Annotated in this window: 15 protein-coding genes; 5 read left to right on the plus strand and 10 right to left on the minus strand. The window is 43.6% G+C overall.

Features of this window, described 5'->3' with window-relative positions; translation table 11 throughout:
- Positions 1 to 119 precede the first annotated feature (119 nt).
- A complete protein-coding gene (locus tag J7E32_RS07955) occupies positions 120 to 398 on the plus strand; it encodes a YtzH-like family protein (protein ID WP_214906108.1) in 279 nt (92 codons plus the stop codon).
- Between the two features lie 3 nt (positions 399 to 401).
- Here J7E32_RS07955 and J7E32_RS07960 read toward each other — a convergent pair whose 3' ends face one another.
- The 5 genes from J7E32_RS07960 to thpR form a co-directional block, all read right to left on the minus strand.
- On the minus strand, positions 402 to 1,175 hold the full coding sequence (locus tag J7E32_RS07960; RefSeq protein ID WP_214906111.1) for a phosphotransferase family protein: 774 nt from the start codon (positions 1,173 to 1,175) through the stop codon (positions 402 to 404).
- 283 nt (positions 1,176 to 1,458) lie between these two features.
- Positions 1,459 to 3,609, minus strand: a complete 2,151-nt coding sequence (gene pulA, locus J7E32_RS07965; protein ID WP_214906114.1) for a type I pullulanase — start codon at positions 3,607 to 3,609, stop codon at positions 1,459 to 1,461.
- Positions 3,596 to 4,576, minus strand: a complete 981-nt coding sequence (locus tag J7E32_RS07970; protein WP_214906117.1) for a diacylglycerol/lipid kinase family protein — start codon at positions 4,574 to 4,576, stop codon at positions 3,596 to 3,598. The genes pulA and J7E32_RS07970 overlap by 14 nt, the downstream gene beginning before the upstream one ends.
- A gap of 40 nt (positions 4,577 to 4,616) precedes the next feature.
- On the minus strand, positions 4,617 to 5,573 hold the full coding sequence (locus tag J7E32_RS07975) for an NERD domain-containing protein (protein ID WP_214906120.1): 957 nt from the start codon (positions 5,571 to 5,573) through the stop codon (positions 4,617 to 4,619).
- A gap of 14 nt (positions 5,574 to 5,587) precedes the next feature.
- The gene (gene thpR / locus J7E32_RS07980; RefSeq protein ID WP_214906122.1) at positions 5,588 to 6,163 is read right to left on the minus strand and encodes an RNA 2',3'-cyclic phosphodiesterase; all 576 of its coding nucleotides are present in this window, start codon (positions 6,161 to 6,163) and stop codon (positions 5,588 to 5,590) included.
- 221 nt (positions 6,164 to 6,384) lie between these two features.
- On the opposite strand from thpR, the gene cysK reads away from it, so the two are divergent.
- A complete protein-coding gene (cysK, locus tag J7E32_RS07985; protein WP_214906124.1) occupies positions 6,385 to 7,320 on the plus strand; it encodes a cysteine synthase A in 936 nt (311 codons plus the stop codon).
- 584 nt (positions 7,321 to 7,904) lie between these two features.
- Here the strand turns inward: cysK and speD are convergent.
- The 3 genes from speD to pepV all read right to left on the minus strand — a co-directional run bounded on the left by speD (position 7,905) and on the right by pepV (position 11,271).
- Complete coding sequence (speD, locus tag J7E32_RS07990; RefSeq protein WP_214906126.1) at positions 7,905 to 8,759, minus strand: adenosylmethionine decarboxylase; 855 nt, start codon at positions 8,757 to 8,759, stop codon at positions 7,905 to 7,907.
- A 205-nt stretch (positions 8,760 to 8,964) separates the two neighbouring features.
- Positions 8,965 to 9,819, minus strand: a complete 855-nt coding sequence (gene dat, locus J7E32_RS07995) for a D-amino-acid transaminase (RefSeq protein ID WP_214906128.1) — start codon at positions 9,817 to 9,819, stop codon at positions 8,965 to 8,967.
- 36 nt (positions 9,820 to 9,855) lie between these two features.
- Positions 9,856 to 11,271, minus strand: a complete 1,416-nt coding sequence (pepV, locus tag J7E32_RS08000; RefSeq protein WP_214906130.1) for a dipeptidase PepV — start codon at positions 11,269 to 11,271, stop codon at positions 9,856 to 9,858.
- A 496-nt stretch (positions 11,272 to 11,767) separates the two neighbouring features.
- On the opposite strand from pepV, the gene J7E32_RS08005 reads away from it, so the two are divergent.
- Positions 11,768 to 11,989, plus strand: a complete 222-nt coding sequence (locus J7E32_RS08005) for a DeoR family transcriptional regulator (RefSeq protein ID WP_023626930.1) — start codon at positions 11,768 to 11,770, stop codon at positions 11,987 to 11,989.
- Positions 11,990 to 12,270: 281 nt separating this feature from the next.
- Here J7E32_RS08005 and J7E32_RS08010 read toward each other — a convergent pair whose 3' ends face one another.
- Complete coding sequence (locus J7E32_RS08010) at positions 12,271 to 12,987, minus strand: pseudouridine synthase (protein ID WP_214906132.1); 717 nt, start codon at positions 12,985 to 12,987, stop codon at positions 12,271 to 12,273.
- 105 nt (positions 12,988 to 13,092) lie between these two features.
- Between J7E32_RS08010 and J7E32_RS08015 the strand changes: the two genes are divergently transcribed.
- Positions 13,093 to 13,332, plus strand: coding sequence for a hypothetical protein (locus J7E32_RS08015; protein ID WP_214906134.1), 240 nt, complete (start codon positions 13,093 to 13,095; stop codon positions 13,330 to 13,332).
- Between the two features lie 44 nt (positions 13,333 to 13,376).
- Here the strand turns inward: J7E32_RS08015 and J7E32_RS08020 are convergent, their stop codons facing one another.
- Positions 13,377 to 15,005 (minus strand): putative polysaccharide biosynthesis protein, encoded by a 1,629-nt coding sequence (locus tag J7E32_RS08020; protein WP_214906136.1) that lies wholly within the window; start codon positions 15,003 to 15,005, stop codon positions 13,377 to 13,379.
- A gap of 353 nt (positions 15,006 to 15,358) precedes the next feature.
- Here J7E32_RS08020 and J7E32_RS08025 point away from each other — a divergent pair, with 353 nt between their 5' ends.
- On the plus strand, positions 15,359 to 16,627 hold the full coding sequence (locus J7E32_RS08025) for a BaiN/RdsA family NAD(P)/FAD-dependent oxidoreductase (protein ID WP_214906324.1): 1,269 nt from the start codon (positions 15,359 to 15,361) through the stop codon (positions 16,625 to 16,627).
- Positions 16,628 to 16,971 lie beyond the last annotated feature (344 nt).

A 16,971-nucleotide genomic window follows, 5' to 3' on the forward strand; every position in this document is an offset into this window, starting at 1 on the left:
ATCATGCAACCCATATGTTTTCAAGATTAAATTTATCCTGGCTGGCTGCTCGATGCATAAACACAAAAAGGAATCCACAATCTATATGTGAATTCCTTTAAAACGAAAGGGTGATCATCGTGCCTTTAAGCCACCATGACCAGGTAAATTTATTAAAGGATATATTAAGCAACCAGCAAACTGACTGCTGCGGTTCGGTTGCGGAGTATCAACAGTTGGAACGCCTGATCAAATCGCTGATGGTCAACACTAATGTTGACGGAAACATCAAATCGATTCTGCAGGATGTTTATCAGTATAGCCAAAATGGCGTCAATGCCTCTGACTTGGAACAGCATATCCAGACAAACCAGGGTCAGCTGTCACAATGGGTTAATGACATTGGGAGTTTTTCGTAAAAATTAAATAAGTGCTTTTAGAAAATCAATCCATTTGTCCATTTCTGGAATGCGATTCTGGTTTTTATGCCACTGGATTGCTGAGAGTGATTGTGCAATTGCATACCATTTCATTCGCAGCTTAAGGTTTTCTGTCAGAATGATGCCGTATTTATCCAGCCATTCCTTCCATTCCCCTTCCGGTATATAAGAATACAGGAGAAGTCCAAGGTCGATGGCAGGGTCGGCAATCATCGCTCCATCCCAGTCAATTAAATACAACTGGTTGTCTTCGGTAAGCAGCCAGTTGTTATGATTTACATCACAATGGCAGACGACCTTTTCGTCCACATCAATATTGCCAACATGTCCAGTTAAAAACTTTAATGATTCTATGACAGCTTGCTTCGTGCGAAGCTCCTCATCCAATTCCTCATTCAGCGCTGAAAGGAACATCTCGGGTTTCAGCGGACTTTTTCCCAGCCTGGTAAGCATCCCAAGAAGCGGATCTGAAGCATGGATCTTCTTCAACAGCTTGGCCACACGATCGTTGTTCATATCCCCGGGCTTAAGCTCTCGTCCATTCATCCATTGCTGTGCCGTAATGACATCTCCGTTTTCTAACCTTTTCGTCCAAACAAGTTTGGGTACAATTCCTTCTGCGGAGAGAACAGCAAGAAAAGGGGATGAATTGCGTTTTAGAAATAGCCTTTGTTCTTCATGCTGAGCAAAATAAGCGGCACCGGTTGCACCACCTGCAGGAACGATCTCCCAATCCTGTCCAAATAAATGTTCCAAAGTTAGTCACCTTCATTTATCACTATTTCCCTTATGCTAAAACCGGAAATGGATTCTATAAAATCAAAATTCACTGTTGTTGTCTTTATTATCGGAAATAAAAAGACAGCTATTGATAGAAAAATACACACAATAGCTATCTTATAAATTTTATCCCCTAGAGGATGAGTACGTCAACCCCATGGAACCTAAATTAATATTGTGAAAAAGTTATCATATGAAAAGCAGAAGCGCTTTATTTTATATCTATAAGGGTTCGTTACTTGACAATTGGAGACTTCCCCTACTTTGCCAGCACAAACAGCGAGCATGGCTCCAGCAGCACCTTATCTCCTTCTATATGGCGAAATGGCTGTGCGGAGGCTTTTTCATGGTCAGCAAGGACACTCCATCTCGCATCTTCTGTCAGATCCACAAGCTGCTGGTCCATTGATGGGTTTAAGAACACGAGAATTTTTTCCCAATGTCCACTTGGTTTTATTTCTTTCAGCGAAAAGCCGATCAACGGTGCTGGCAATGAGAAAAATTCCATTTTCCTGCGGATTTGTTCACTGTCAGGAAGCCGGAAAGCTTCGTTTGATTTGCGTATATCGATGATTCCTTTGATGTATTGGACATTATCCATGTTTGCATCACGAAGGTCCCAATCCAGCCAGTTTATTTCATCGGGAGAACGGTAACTGTTGCCAATTCCTTTTTTCGACCTGAAAAATTCCTGGCCGCTATGCAGAAATGGTACTCCCTGGGCCAGCAATACCATTGAAGTAGCCAGCCTGTGCTGCTTTTTCAAAATAGCTTCATCCTGATCAGGGGCACTAATTTTCAGCTTATCCCACAAAGTATGGTTATCATGCGATTCAATGTAATTCACGGATTGCCCCGGCTGCAAAAAGAGACCATGTTTCCGCTTGCCGACTCCAATGCTGCCAGCCATCACCTGTTTTGCCGCTTCCAGGTAACGTTCATTCCCTAATGCGTAGCCTTTATCATAAATGTTAAAAGTACTGCCTTTAATGGAGTCGCGGAACCAATCATTAAACTGGCCTATTCCTTGCAGCTTTGCCTGATTCGAAATATTTGCTTTTCGCTCAGGCGGGAGCGGGGTATTCAGGTCCCAGCCTTCCCCTATGATCAAAATGTCTGGACTTACGCTATTTACTGCCTTCCTGATATCAGTCATGGTATCGATATCTAAAATGCCCATCAAATCAAAGCGGAAGCCATCAACATGATATTCATTCAGCCAATACATGACTGAGTCAACGATGTACTTTCTCGCCATCAGCCTTTCGGAGGCAATATCGTTGCCCACTCCGGTTCCATTTGAGGGAAGGCCATGTGCATCGTGACGAAAAAAGTAACCTGGAACAATTTTTTCAAAAGGAGAGTCTTCACGTATATAGACGTGATTATAGACGACATCCATAATGACACCCATTCCCTGGCTATGGATGGCAGAAATCAACTGTTTAAGCTCCACGATCCGATTATAAGGTTCCCCGGGATCAGAAGCATAGCTCCCATCCGGGGCATTATAGTGAACCGGATTATACCCCCAGTTATAGTCCCTGGCCCGATCCAGTTCATCCACTCCCTCGAAATCATGAACTGGAAGGAGCTCTATATGCGTGACACCGAGATTTTTAATGTAGGAGAGCCCGGTATCCATTCCGCTTGCGCTTTTTGTTCCCGTCTCCGCTGCACCCAGGTATGTTCCCTTCATGGAAGCTCCACTGTTCGGGTGCATCGTCAGGTCCCTGATATGAGCTTCATAGATGACCGCATCAACCGGCCGTTTTAATTTTGGGGCATCAATGTTGGGTGTCTTTGCCTTTGAGAGGTCTATCACAACGCCATATTCACCATTGACGCTTAAAGCCGTTGCATATGGATCAACAGCTTCTCTCCACTCAAGGTTGATACAAACCAGGAACGAGTAGCGATATAGCTCCAGATTCCGGGCTACCTCTAAGCTCCACACGCCCTTATCAATCCTAGTCATATTGATCAGCTCGGGGTTTTGGTCATCTTCCTTGAAAAGCCTGAGCTTTATTTTTGTAGCGGTAGGCGCCCATAGCTTGAAAGTCGTTTTTTCAAGTGTATAGCTGACACCGAGATCATTTCCGCCGTAAAAAAATAAAGAATCAAATTCATCCGTTCGAATGACGGCTCCTATTTGCAGATCTGTTTGACCGCCGTGCTCATCTGAAATGACATAAGTTTTGCCGATCTCAGGCCTGATGCTTGATAAGCAAATGTATTTTACTGCATCCTTCAGCAATACCTTCTCCTGGATTGCCAATGGCAAATCAACGCCTTCTCCTTTTAGGCGGAACTCAATGGAGTTTCCTCCAAAATATAAATAAGGAAGCAATACGGTAATAACATCCACTTGATCAAGATAGGCGTTAAATTCCCTTTCAATGGCAATCATTCATTTTCAACTCCTCGGTATGCCCTGGATTGTTTTTACCAGATAGAATTTTCAAGGCTTTTGGACATGCCTGGATTTTCAGCGGTGTATGTCCGATCGCTTCACCATCTGCATGGGCTAAAACTTCACCCGTGGATTCAATGGTAATCGACTTGCCTGTAAACTGCTCAACTTCCTTGTATCTGGTATGCTTTCCCCAGAAGACGCTGATAAAAACCAGTAACAGCTTCATTCTCGAGATCTGATGCACAACCGTTATGTCAAGGATCCCGTCATCTGGGAGAGCAGCTGGGGCAATTTTCATGCCACCTCCGTAGTATGGCTGGTTCGAAACGGTGACAAACCAGGCGTTGCTGTATTTGTATACTTTTCCATCAACCGTCACCTCAATTGGAACCGTCCTGAAGGTGAGAAGTTTTTTGACAAGAATATATACATAAACCAGCCTGCCGAGTGAAAAACGGTTCAGCAGCTGTTTCATCCTGGATTCATTTGAATCCTTCGCGACAGCAGCATCAAAGCCTACTCCCATATTATTCATAAAATAGGTTTCCGGTAATTCTTTGTGCTGAATTTTTCCGATATCGATTTCCGAGGTGTGGCCATAATTCTTATCAACAATTAAACGCAAAGCATGTACGGCCTTTTGAGGTATTTCAAATCCTCTTGAAAAATCGTTCCCTGACCCGCCGGGAATGAATCCCACAGTAATGTTCGAATAGGATGCGACGCCGTTCACCACTTCATGGAGGGTACCATCCCCTCCGACTGCACAAATCAATTCCGGAGTTCTGTCAGCCTTACGGGCAATTGACTCTGCAAGTTCCTGAGCATGACCCGGATACTCAGTAAAAAATGCAAGATACGGAATGTCCAGATTCTCCAGCTCTATCTCTATGTTTCTCCAAATCTCCCGGCAGCTCCCATTTTTTGCATTCGGGTTGACGATAAAATAGATCTTCTTCATATGATCAACCTTTATCTATTTATTAGGTTTCTGAAACTTTTTATTCGCTCTTAGGATTGTTTTCCCACTCAAGCCTTCTGACGGATGTTGTCTGGCAGTATTGCAATAGAACCTGTGCTGCTTTTAATTGCATATGCTTCAATGGAGATTTCATGCCTCTCAGGGACATGAACCATGCCTCAAAATTACGTTTTTCAATAAATTGCACGCCATAAGGCTGGAGAGGATAGTCAAAGAATCCATTCCTGCTGATCAGCAGCTTTTGCACAGGAAGATCGACACCGTACATGTCAAAAAGAGTCTTGACGATTTTCTCTGTCCGATTGAGCGCAATCAACGGATTAAGGATTTTCTTTTCCAAATTTCTCGTTTTCTTGATCCAGAAGCGGTCCTTTGACCCGACATAAGCAGCATCCTCTTCGGCTTCGATGAACGAAATGCACATGGCTGCTGCAGGAGTGATGATGATTAACTCCGCCTCGACCGGCGCTTTTTTTAATAAAAATATAGGTTTATATAAAATGAGGAAGGTATCAGGAAATCGCTGCAGCAAAAACTTTAATGTCGGATCATTGTTGTATTCTTTTGCGACAAAAGACCTTTCCGTCAAAGTCGAGCTGGCCCATTTCAGCTGGAATGGCAGCAACCCATCAAGGAAATGTTGTTTTAATTCTTCGATCGTTTTTATGTTAGTGATTGAATTCAAAGAACCAGCGTCCAACAAATTCTCTTGGTCTTCCATGTTCCCAGGGACACTCTCCTCATACACCGGCTCAGGCTGTCGCACCATGCCTTTGAGCTTATGAAGGATATTATTAGGCTGCTCTGCCTGTTGTGAATTAATGAAGCTTTCAATATTTTGTTCAGGACCGTTTTCCCATTTATTCTTAATGCCATCCCATTGCTTTTTTTTCAGGCGGACATATCTTGATGGGTAAAGGTAAATGTCCTGGGCATAGCGTGATACATAGTCTTGGAGCTTGATTAATTGTGCCATAGATTGACCTGCCTTTATTCCTGCATAGCAAGCGGGAATAGTGTAATTGGTTCATATTTTGGACTTTTCCCCAAATGAGTCTTGTACAAAACGACCCTTTCAGCATGAAAAGTTAATTCTTTTTTAAATGGGTTCATTGCCTCTAACAGATCAGAAGTGAAAACTTCCTCGCCGACCCATTTCCTTGCGATTGTGATATGCGGGCTGAACGGCCGTGTTTCAAGGGCAAAACCCGCAGTCATACATGCAGAAAACACAGTATCTCTAATTTCATTCAATTCTTTGGATTTTTTCAGCCCTCCCCAAAAAATCCTTGGAGAGTCCTTACGACCGAAGATGCCTAGATGATCGATTTCCATTTTAAATGCCGTTGTTTTATTTAGTGCCAGCTCGATCACTTCATTGGCAGCCTGTATTTTAGCTTCAGGCGCATTCCCGAGGAAAGCGAGCGTAATATGTAAATCCTGCGGATGAACCCAGGTTTTAAAAGGCAATTTACTTTGAAGGTTGTGGATTGTGCCCTCCAGGATTTCTTTTGTCTCCCCAGGAAGTTCGAGAGCATAGAAATAATGTGTTTGCTGACCTGTCAATCAAATACACCCTTTCTTGTCCACTTGAATTTATTGTAGCAAATGGCAGGTTACATTGGCAGAATTTCCTTATAAACAATTTATAATCCCCACAAGTTGATAGGAATAGTCTTTTTTTATATGATAAAAAGAAGCTAATATTATTTTTCAGTTGCTTATCATCATTTATTCACTTAAATGGAAATACTAAAGCAGTCGATATCGATCAAGGAGGCTATCATATGAGAGTCGTTAACAATATTGCTTCATTAATTGGAGAAACCCCACTTGTAAAATTGAACAAATTGGCGCCAGAGGGAGGTGCAGCGGTATACCTTAAGCTAGAATACTTCAACCCTAGCAAAAGTGTAAAAGACAGGGCAGCGTTCAACATGATTGTTTCTGCCGAAAACGAAGGAAAGCTGAAACCTGGCTCTACGATCATTGAGCCCACCAGCGGCAACACAGGCATTGGCCTCGCCATGAACGCTGCAGCAAGAGGCTACAAAGCGATTCTAGTCATGCCGGACACGATGACAGAAGAGAGAATCAATCTTTTAAAAGCGTATGGAGCAGAAGTCGTGCTCACTCCTGGCGACGAAAAAATGCCTGGTGCGATCAAAAAGGCGGAAGAATTAGTAACAGAGATTCCCAACAGCTTTATGCCGATGCAGTTTGAAAATGGAGCGAATCCAGACGCCCACAGGCAAACAACAGCAAGAGAGATTATCGAGGCGATGGAAGAATTGAAAAAGCCGCTCAGCGCATTCGTGGCTACCGCTGGAACCGGCGGGACAATCACCGGTACAGGCGAAGCTCTAAAAGAAGAGTACCCTGACCTTGCAGTACACGTTGTTGAGCCGGCCGGGTCGCCTGTGCTCTCCGGCGGCAAGCCCGGAAAGCATAAACTCGTCGGCACAAGTCCAGGCTTCATCCCAAAAATCCTCAACCAGGATGTATATGAAAAGATCCATAAAATCGAGGATGAAGATGCTTATGAAACGGCACAAAGACTGGCAAAAGAAGAAGGTATCCTAGTCGGTCCATCATCCGGAGCCGCTTGCTTCGCCGCCATCAATGTCGCCAAGGTCCTAAAGCCCGACGAAGTCGTCATCTGCATTGCCTGTGACACAGGAGAAAGATATCTATCCAGTGATTTGTTCAAATTTGAGGATTAGTCGTGAAGAAAACTCGCCATTGTGATGGCGAGTTTTTCACTTTAAAGAGGATATGAAATAGATACGTTTTGACGTTTTAGTACCTTATCCTTTGCGTGCCCCGGGTAGCTTTTTGCTTGAATGAGACCCTTATGCAGGCTTTGCGCGTCACATAAGGGTACCTTTCCGACTGAACGAGACCCTTATGCAGGCTTTGGGCGCCACATAAGGGTACCTTTCCGATTGAATGAGACCCTTATGCAGGCTTTGCGCGTCACATAAGGGTACCTTTCCGACTGAATGAGACCCTTATGCAGGCCTTGGGCGTCACATAAGGGTACCTTTCCGACTGAATGAGACCTTTATGCAGGCTTGATACACCACATAAGGGTACCTTTCCGACTGAATGAGACCCTTATGCAGGCTTTGCGCGCCACATAAGGGCACCTTTCCGATTGAATGAGACCCTTATGCAGGCTTTGGGCGCTACATAAGGGTACCTTTTTTAAATCCCACATTTAATCTTTGACTATAAAAAGACTGCAGACAAACCATTTATAAATAGTTCGTCTGCAGTCTGTAAAATATCTCAGCCACACGCTTTTTTACTCGTTGTTTTCCATTTCTTCTTCATCATCCTCAAAAATCGTACCAGAATGGAGTGTCACTCCTGACACGATTTCTTCCATTTCAGCTTGGATTCTCTCGGTGATTTCTTCCCGTTCTTCTGGTGAAAGTGACTCCTTTGTATAACCGAATAGATAATTATCCAAGTCAAATTCTCTTAGCTTGCACTTTGTATGGAAGATGTTTTCCTGGTACACATTGATATCGACCATATCGTATTGTTCTTTTACATTTTCCGGGATGTAATTTTGAATCGAGCTTATGTCATGATCGATGAACAACTTGTTGCCATCTTTGTCCCTCGTGAATCCCCTTACCCTATAATCAATCGTCATGACATCTGTTTCGAAGGAGTGAATCAGGTAATTCAAGGCTTTCAATGGCGTAATCTCCCCGCAAGTGGAGACATCGATATCGGCACGGAACGTACTGATTCCTTCATCAGGATGGAATTCAGGATACGTATGGACGGTGATGTGACTTTTATCAAGCTGTAAGACTACATTATCAGGAAGCGGTCCAGGCGACTCATCATATGCTTCATCAGGAACCTCGACGACCGGTCCTTCAGATACTAAAATCGTCACACTTGCACCCTGCGGGACATAATCCTGCTTGGCCACATTCAGTACATGGGCCCCGATAATGTCGGAAACATTCGTAAGTATTTTCGTCAGACGATCGGCACTATACTGTTCATCAATATATTCAATATAAGCTTCGCGCTCTTCTTTTGTTCTCGTATAACAGATGTCATACATATTAAAACTTAATGATTTCGTCAGATTATTGAATCCATGCAATTCTATATGCTGTTCAGAAGTGAATTTCATTACTGTTCCCCCTGTTCGGTATTCTGCTGTAATGTGTATGATTTTGAACAAAAAGCAGGTTTCCGGATGATTTAAATATTTTTATGATACCCATTTACTACCGAGAAAAAACAAAGAAAGGTACTTGGCCGTTAGCGCCCACAAGGTAGTGTCCAAAAAAAGTAAAAAACCTGCAGCTTATCTATCTGCAGGTTCAGTATTTTAGTTATAATTTGCCGCAATGGCGTTCAATTTCCGCTCTAAAGAGTTTTTGCAGGTTCCTGGTGACAGGGCCTGGCTCCCCATTTCCTACAGGCTTCCCGTCCACTTCAACAATCGGCATGACCTCGACTGTTGTTCCCGATGAAAAGACTTCATCAGCCGCAGACAATTCGTCAAGGGTGAATGCTCGTTCCTCAAAAGCAATACTCTCATTGCTGCAAATCTCGAGCATCTTTTGTCTGGTGATTCCATTAAGAATCAAATTGTCTGCCTGGTGTGTGATGATCACACCATCTTTGACAATCGAGATGTTGGAATGGCTTCCCTCAGTTACAGTTTCTCCTCGATGAAGGATTGCTTCAAAACAACCTGCCTCTGCCGCTTTTTGCTTGGATAACAGATTGCCAAGCAAATTCAAGCTTTTAATGTCACAGCGAAGCCAGCGGATGTCTTCATCAAGAATCGTCCTGACTCCTTTTTCCATGGATTCCACAGGGCGTGACACCTTGCGCGTGTATGCGACAAAGGTTGGCTGCACATCACCGGCAGGAAAAACATGATTACGAGGCGAAGTCCCTCTTGTAAATTGCATATAAACAATACCAGTGTCCAATTCGTTTTTCGAAATCAGCTCTTGCATTTTTGCTTCAAGCTCCTCAGGACTGAAAGGCAATTTCATCCTGATTTTTTCTGCACTTTCTACAAGTCTGTTCAAATGCTCTTTTCCCGTGAACATTTTGCCATTATAAATCCGGATGACTTCATATACACCATCGCCAAATTGATAGCCTCTGTCCTCAATGTCTACCTTGGCGACCGTCCGGTCAAGAACCTCGCCATCTACAATTACATATTCCATGCTCTTCCCCCTCCTTGTTTTACGGAAATGTCTTTATTATTTTGCCAATTCATAGATCGCCTGCGCGTAGAGCGCAGTAGCTCTGAGTAAGTCTTCAATAATCATATATTCATCCTTCTGATGGGCGATATCAGGTCTTCCTGGGAAAAGTGGACCAAATGCCACACCTGACTTTAACGACCTTGCATATGTTCCTCCGCCAATTGAAATAAGTTCAGCTTTTTCCCCAACTTGTTCTTCATACACTTTTTTCAACGTCTGGACGAGGAAGTCACTTTCATCAACATGATGCGGATTTGAGTTTGAGAAATTCTCGATGGAAAGTCCCTCAGATTCTAATACCCCATTTAAGGTTTCTTTTGTCTTTTCAAGATTGGTTGTCACTGGGTAGCGCATATTCAAGCCAGCGCGGCCACCTTTATCCTTTGAGTAAGAAAGTTTACCAACATTGATCGTCAAATCTCCGGTGATGTCATCTGTATAGGCGACGCCCAATTCCTTGCCGCGTGAATCTTTGCCCAGGTACTTGGCGACAAACTGAAAGAACTTTTCACTGTTTCCATCAAGGTTCAATTCAGACAGGAATCCTGCCATATATAGGCCTGCGTTTTTCCCATTGTCCGGCTCCATGCCGTGAGCTGAAACACCTTCTAGCTCAAGGATCAGTTTGCCGCTTTCAACGATTGCCTTGCCGTCTAACCCATTATTCTTTTTGAATTCATCAAAGCGCTGGACAACATCCGTTTGTCCTTGCTGTACTACCAAGGTGACCTTCGCAAAATCCGGTACCATATTATAACGGCGGCCCGATGAAAATTCGATGACTTCAGCCTCGAAGCCTTCTTTTGCCATACTGGCTGGTTTTGAAACCAAGTCATAATCAGCGATGCCTTTTTCCGCGTAGATGATCGGGAAGTCAGCATCCGGGGCAAAGCCCATCGCCGGCATTTCCTCGTGTTCGAAATAATGATCAACACAGCGCCATTCGCTTTCCTCATCCGTACCTATGATCATCCTGACCCGCTTGTTCAGAGGCAATCCTAATTCTTTAACTATTTTCATTGCATAATATGCTGCCATAGTTGGCCCTTTGTCATCGATTGCGCCACGAGCAAAGATTTTACCATCGCGAATTTCCGCACCGTATGGGTCACTTGTCCAGCCGTCCCCTTCAGGAACAACATCGACATGACAGAGAACACCAACAATTTCGTCTCCTTGCCCGAACTCAAGATGGCCAGCAAGATTGCCAACATTCTTTGGAGTGAAGCCATCCTTTTCACCCAACTGAAGCATGAAGTCCAATGCTTCCTTGACCCCTTCACCAAGCGGTGCTTCCGGAGACGTATTCTCTTCGTCAAGAACACTTTTGATTCTTAGCAGTTCCTGTGCGTCTTTGATTAAATCACTCTGTCTTTTTTCTACTTCCTGTGTCCAATTGATTGAAGTCATCCATGTAAACCTCCAATTTAATTTTATATGTATAAAGATGGTATTCCCTTTTCAGGAACACTTAAGCGAGAAGATGTTCTTATTGTACTCTAAATCTTCACTTGAAAACTTGAATATTATTTTACTCCTTATCACCTCTTTTCGTAAACCGCGGGTAAAAGTAAAGTTACAGTTTAATTAATTTTTGTAATTTTCTAATAAATGTCATATTTAACCTGTTTAACACCATATGGTTAAGTATATAAACCATTATGAAGGGGGTACGTCCTGAGCAAATTATTAATTTTTCATAAAAAACAGTAAATTATCTGGAATTATATTTTATTAAAGTGTAAAATAGTCCAAAAGGTAAGACATCTTAGGACTGCCTTTTAAAATGGACGCAAAAGGAGCTGTCTGGAAAGAAGAAAACTACATACTTGAGGATTCGTCTTCAATCAATAGTCGGTTGCAGGAATATGACAAAGGGGTTTAAAAAAGGATAGGGAGTGGTTGTTTGAAACCTTCGACTAACCGGATGATAAACCGCATCAAATCCATCTACATGTATATATGTCAGAATGGAACTGTCACAACTCAAGATCTTGTAGAGGAATTCGGAATTACTCCTCGAACCATCCAGAGGGATTTGAATGTCCTGGCTTATAACGACTTAGTGAAAAGTCCGAGCCGAGGTAAATGGACAACGACCCAGAAAAAGGTAAAGATGTCATCGTAGAACGAAAAGCGTAAGCGCCTTGGTCAGCCCCGACAAGCGCTGCCCGCCTAGAGCGCCACGTCCTGTGGCTGGCGGGTTAGCACTTCGTGTGCCTCAGAGGGCCTGACAGTGAAGTCGTTCTTTGACTTCATTGGCAGGACCGAAATAGAAATGTATANNGAGTTTCTAGGAGGCGACACTAGACAAGCGACTCGAGGGGCTAGGCGCTGGAGCTGGAGCTGGACACTTATCAAATTAATAAATCGTAAAAAAAAAATCGCCAAAGCAATTTGGCGATTTTTTTATACTTCATAAGTTTGCAGCATTTCCACTTCTTCGTCGGTAAGCTCCCTGTATTCTCCGAGCTCAAGCGTTTCATCCAGCTTCAGCGGCCCCATCGATAATCGCTTTAGATAAATGACTCTTTTTCCAACAGCTTCGAACATCCGCTTCACCTGATGGAATTTTCCTTCTGTGATTGTCAGTTCTATATCAGACGTCAAGCCCGATTTTAAAATAACGAGGTCCCCTGGTTTTGTTTCATAACCATCATCAAGAGTGACACCTTGTTTGAATGCTTCAATATCATCTTCCGTCACTTCCCCCTCAATTACCGCGAAATACGTTTTTGGCACATGTTTTTTCGGCGATAAAAGCTTGTGGGAAAGCTGGCCATCATTCGTGATCAGCAGCAGGCCTTCCGTATCCTTATCAAGCCTGCCTACCGGGAATGGCTCGAATACCTGGTCTTCGATTTCAAGCAGGTCGATGACCGTCTCATCACGGTTGTCCTCCGTCGCTGATATGACACCTGGCGGCTTGTTCATCATTAAATAGATAAATTCTCTATAATGAATTTCTTCACCGTTTAAAGTGATTGAATCATTTTCAGGATTCACATGGTGCTTTGCATCCTTGACGATTTCATTATTAACTTTTACAGCACCATCTTTTAAAAGTTTCTTCACGTCTTTCCTGCTTCCATATCCAAGGTTGGAAAGCACTTTATCGATTCTCATCGCTTAACCTCCTTTATTCTATTGGGCGGATGCCCATTCCATTTTCCGGTTCCTTACATAGACTAATATCATACTTTATACAAGACTATGAGGAGATGACCTGAAATGAATTATCGTCAACAAGGACAAGGCTTGTACATCCCGCTTCCCGGCCTTCCAGGCGGAGGCGGCGGATTCCCCGGTGGAGGATATCCTGGCGGCGGTTATCCAGGAGGCGGCCAGATAGATCGCCTTGAACGGCAGATTCAAAGATTGAACAACCAGTTGGACCGGCTGGAGCGCAGGGTCGACAGGATCGAACGCCGTCTCGGCTTAAGGCAAGAAGACCAGAATTTTTACTACTAGAATGTTAGCAAAAATGGCCTTCATGAGAGAAGGCCATTTTCTTTTTATACCGGCAGCCTTAATTTGCGCTTGATCTTGGTGACCCGGTCTCCGAAGAGCCTGTCCACCAGCTTGGTCCGGAATCCGAGGTAAAAATAAACCACGGCTCCTACTAGCGCTGAGATTCCAATAAGCACAATCGATTGGAACTTGGCAGCCGGTGACAGGAACTGGACAAGCATTTCATAGAACGCCATTGTAACTCCAGCCATCAAGCCGGAGAAAATCAAAATCAGAGTAATTCTTCTTGCCATAAAACCCATTGGGTATTTGGCGAACTTTTTGATTACAAACATATTTATGAGAATCGCTACCATGTAGCCTAAAGCTGTTGACATAACAGCTCCTTGGGTTTCAAATAGTTTGATCAAAGGGATATTGAAGGTTAGTTTCACCAATAATCCAGTAAGCAAACTCAAAATTGTAAAACGCTGCTCATTGATTCCCTGGAGGATAGCAGCTGTGACTGAGAAAAGTGCGAACAGGATGGCTACTGGGGCGTAGGTTGTCAAAACCTCTGTGCCCAGGTCATTATGCGCATAGAAAACGGTATACATCGGTTCAGCAAGTATCGCAATCCCAATAGCCGCCGGTACAGTCAGATACATCAATACCTGAAATGTCTGGTCAAGCTGCCGTCTCATACCCTTGCGGTCGTTTTCTGTAAATGCCTTTGTAATGCTTGGTACCAGTGTCAATGAAAATGCCGTAGCAAGAGATACCGGAATGATGACGAGCTTATGTGATTGGAAATTGAGGACTGAAAAAGCCGAACTCGCTTCATTCTGGCTAAAACCAACTGACATCATCGTTCTGGTAAATGTCATCATATCAACAAACTGGAATAGGGGATTGGCAATCCCGACAAAAACAAAAGGAGCTGCATAAAGCAGGATTTCCTTATAGATGTCCTTCAAAGAAATGTCCATTGTCTTCTTGTCTTCTTCGAGCAGTTTATCTAAATGAGGTTTTCTTTTTATCCAGTACCAGCCAAGTACTCCAAGGCTGCCAAGAGCCCCGATGAACGCGGCAAACGTGGCTACACTAACAGCTGTAACCATATCTCCTTCTATCACGTTCAGAACAAAATAGGCTCCGGCCAGTACAAATATAATCCTGACAATTTGCTCTACAACCTGTGATACTGCCGATGGCCCCATCGACTGATGTCCCTGGAAGAAGCCGCGGATCAAGCTCATGAATGGAACGACAATCAAGGCAAAGCTGACCGCTCGGATAACCGTGGTCACATTAGCAGCGGTTATTTTGACATTTTCATCACTGCTTTTATCCATAACAAGCTCGGCTAGACCGGGAGCAGTAACATACATAATCAAGAAGGAGAGAATACCGGTTGCCAGCATTACGGCCACACCGGATTTAAACAACTTCCTTCCGATTGCATATTCTTCAAGAGCATTGTATTTGGCTATGAATTTAGAAACAGCAAGCGGTACGCCAGCTGTAGCAATACTAATGAAAATTGTATAAGGAATATAAGAGAATGAGTATAGAGCTGTCCCATAATCCCCTACTATCGCGAAAAAAGGAATAACATAAAACAACCCAAGTACTTTAGATAAAATCGTGCCAAGCGTCAGTATGAACGTCCCTCTTAAAAGCTTAGATGACATAAGATCCCTACTTTTCAATCTATAAAATAAAAACAGATTACAAACTTGTATTTTACCATAAACAAAACCAGTCACTATGATATTTATCAATAGATGCAGAAATTTCCTGCATCCTAGCGGCAAGAATTCCTCGCATCTTATAGCAGTAATTTCCTGCATCCTTGTTGCCGTAATTTCCTGCATCCCCTAGTTTACTCTTTCTCCAGCATGACTGCCAGTTTTCCGGGCTGTAATTCTTTTACTGCCGTTTGAAGAACATCATTCAAGGAAATGTTTTTAATGAAGAGATGGATTATAATAATAAAAGTGCTCAAATGATTTTTAAAAAAGTAATACGAAAAGTTGGTGAAGCAATGAAATACGATGTAATCGTCCTTGGCGGCGGTCCGTCTGGCTTGATGGCTGCGATAGCTGCTGGTGAGCAGGGAGCAAAGGTGCTGCTGATCGACAAAGGAGACAAGCTTGGCCGAAAGCTGGCAATCTCCGGCGGGGGTCGCTGCAATGTGACGAATCGGCTGCCCGTGGATGAAATCATTAAACATATACCCGGAAATGGGCGGTTCTTATACAGCGCACTGTCGATTTTTAGCAATGAAGATATCATTTCATTTTTTGAAGGGCTTGGAATACAGCTAAAAGAAGAGGATCATGGTCGGATGTTCCCGGTCAGTGACAAAGCCCAGTCGGTTGTAGACGCTCTTTTATCTAAGCTTAAAGATTTGAAAGTAGAAATCAAAACGAACACCCCTGTTGCCGATGTTCACTACAAAGATGGCAAGGCTGAATCTGTCGAATTGAAAAATGGCGAATTTTTTTATGCGGACAGTGTCATCATTGCTGTCGGAGGAAAATCAGTGCCACATACCGGTTCTACCGGAGATGGGTATGCCTGGGCTGAAAAAGCAGGCCACACGATCACAACACTTTTCCCGACTGAAGTGCCGTTGACGTCCTCTGAACCCTTTATAAAAGAAAAAGTTCTGCAGGGACTATCGCTGAGAGGAGTGGCTCTCAGCGTCCTGAATCCAAAAGGGAAAGCGCTGATTACGCATAAGATGGATATGATTTTTACACACATCGGTGTCAGCGGGCCTGCTGTCCTGCGCTGCAGCCAGTTCGTCGTCAAAGCGATGCAAAAATGGAACCTGAAAGAAGTTGTCATGTCCCTTGATGCCCTTCCTGACATGAAAGAAGAAGCATTGTTCCAGGAAATCAATAAACTGATTAAAGCCGAGCCTAAAAAAGCCGTAAAGAATTTATTGAAGGGTCTTCTGCCAGAACGGTACCTCTTGTTCCTGCTTGAGCTGAATGAGATTGACCCAGCGATGCAGGGCGGACAGCTAGGTCATGAAAAAATTAGAAGCTTCGCCAAATCAGTAAAGCAATTCGAGTTCAAAGTGAATGGCACCCTGCCGCTTGATAAAGCATTTGTTACCGGAGGCGGCGTATCAGTCAAAGAAGTCGAGCCACAGACAATGGCATCCAAGAAAGCCGAAGGACTATACTTTTGCGGTGAAATCCTCGACATCCATGGATATACAGGTGGCTACAATATCACCTCCGCACTTGTCACCGGCCGGCTTGCTGGGACTAATGCAGGGGAATATGCGCTCAAAAAATAGATTAATGACTTAGTGTCCGTCATGAGCTTGATGACGGACACTTTCTCGTGGTTTCCACCTGTTTTTGTCCGTCATGACCTTAATGACGGACACTTTTTCATGATTTCCACCTGTTTCTGTCCATCATGACCCTGATGACGGACACTTTTTCGTGGTTTCCACCAGTTTCTGTCCATCATGACCCTGATGATGGACACCTTTTCGTGATTTCCGCTGGTTTCTGTCCGTCATGCCCCTGATGATGGACACCTTTTCGTGATTTCCGCTGGTTTCTGTCCGTCATAACTTTGATGACGGACACTTTTAATCATTTTCCATCTGTTTCTGTCCGTAATCCTATATCA

Source organism: Bacillus sp. ISL-55 (genome assembly GCF_018613155.1).
Taxonomy (GTDB): Bacteria; Bacillota; Bacilli; order Bacillales; family Cytobacillaceae; genus Mesobacillus.

Coding starts and splice junctions, on each gene's coding strand:
- pulA (WP_214906114.1), bottom strand. CDS start 3,609: ATGATTGCCATTGAAAGGGAATTTAACGCCTATCTTGATCAAGTGGAT.
- J7E32_RS07970 (WP_214906117.1), bottom strand. CDS start 4,576: ATGAAGAAGATCTATTTTATCGTCAACCCGAATGCAAAAAATGGGAGC.
- J7E32_RS07975 (WP_214906120.1), bottom strand. CDS start 5,573: ATGGCACAATTAATCAAGCTCCAAGACTATGTATCACGCTATGCCCAG.
- cysK (WP_214906124.1), top strand. CDS start 6,385: ATGAGAGTCGTTAACAATATTGCTTCATTAATTGGAGAAACCCCACTT.
- speD (WP_214906126.1), bottom strand. CDS start 8,759: ATGAAATTCACTTCTGAACAGCATATAGAATTGCATGGATTCAATAAT.
- dat (WP_214906128.1), bottom strand. CDS start 9,819: ATGGAATATGTAATTGTAGATGGCGAGGTTCTTGACCGGACGGTCGCC.
- pepV (WP_214906130.1), bottom strand. CDS start 11,271: ATGACTTCAATCAATTGGACACAGGAAGTAGAAAAAAGACAGAGTGAT.
- J7E32_RS08010 (WP_214906132.1), bottom strand. CDS start 12,987: ATGAGAATCGATAAAGTGCTTTCCAACCTTGGATATGGAAGCAGGAAA.
- J7E32_RS08015 (WP_214906134.1), top strand. CDS start 13,093: ATGAATTATCGTCAACAAGGACAAGGCTTGTACATCCCGCTTCCCGGC.
- J7E32_RS08020 (WP_214906136.1), bottom strand. CDS start 15,005: ATGTCATCTAAGCTTTTAAGAGGGACGTTCATACTGACGCTTGGCACG.
- J7E32_RS08025 (WP_214906324.1), top strand. CDS start 15,359: ATGAAATACGATGTAATCGTCCTTGGCGGCGGTCCGTCTGGCTTGATG.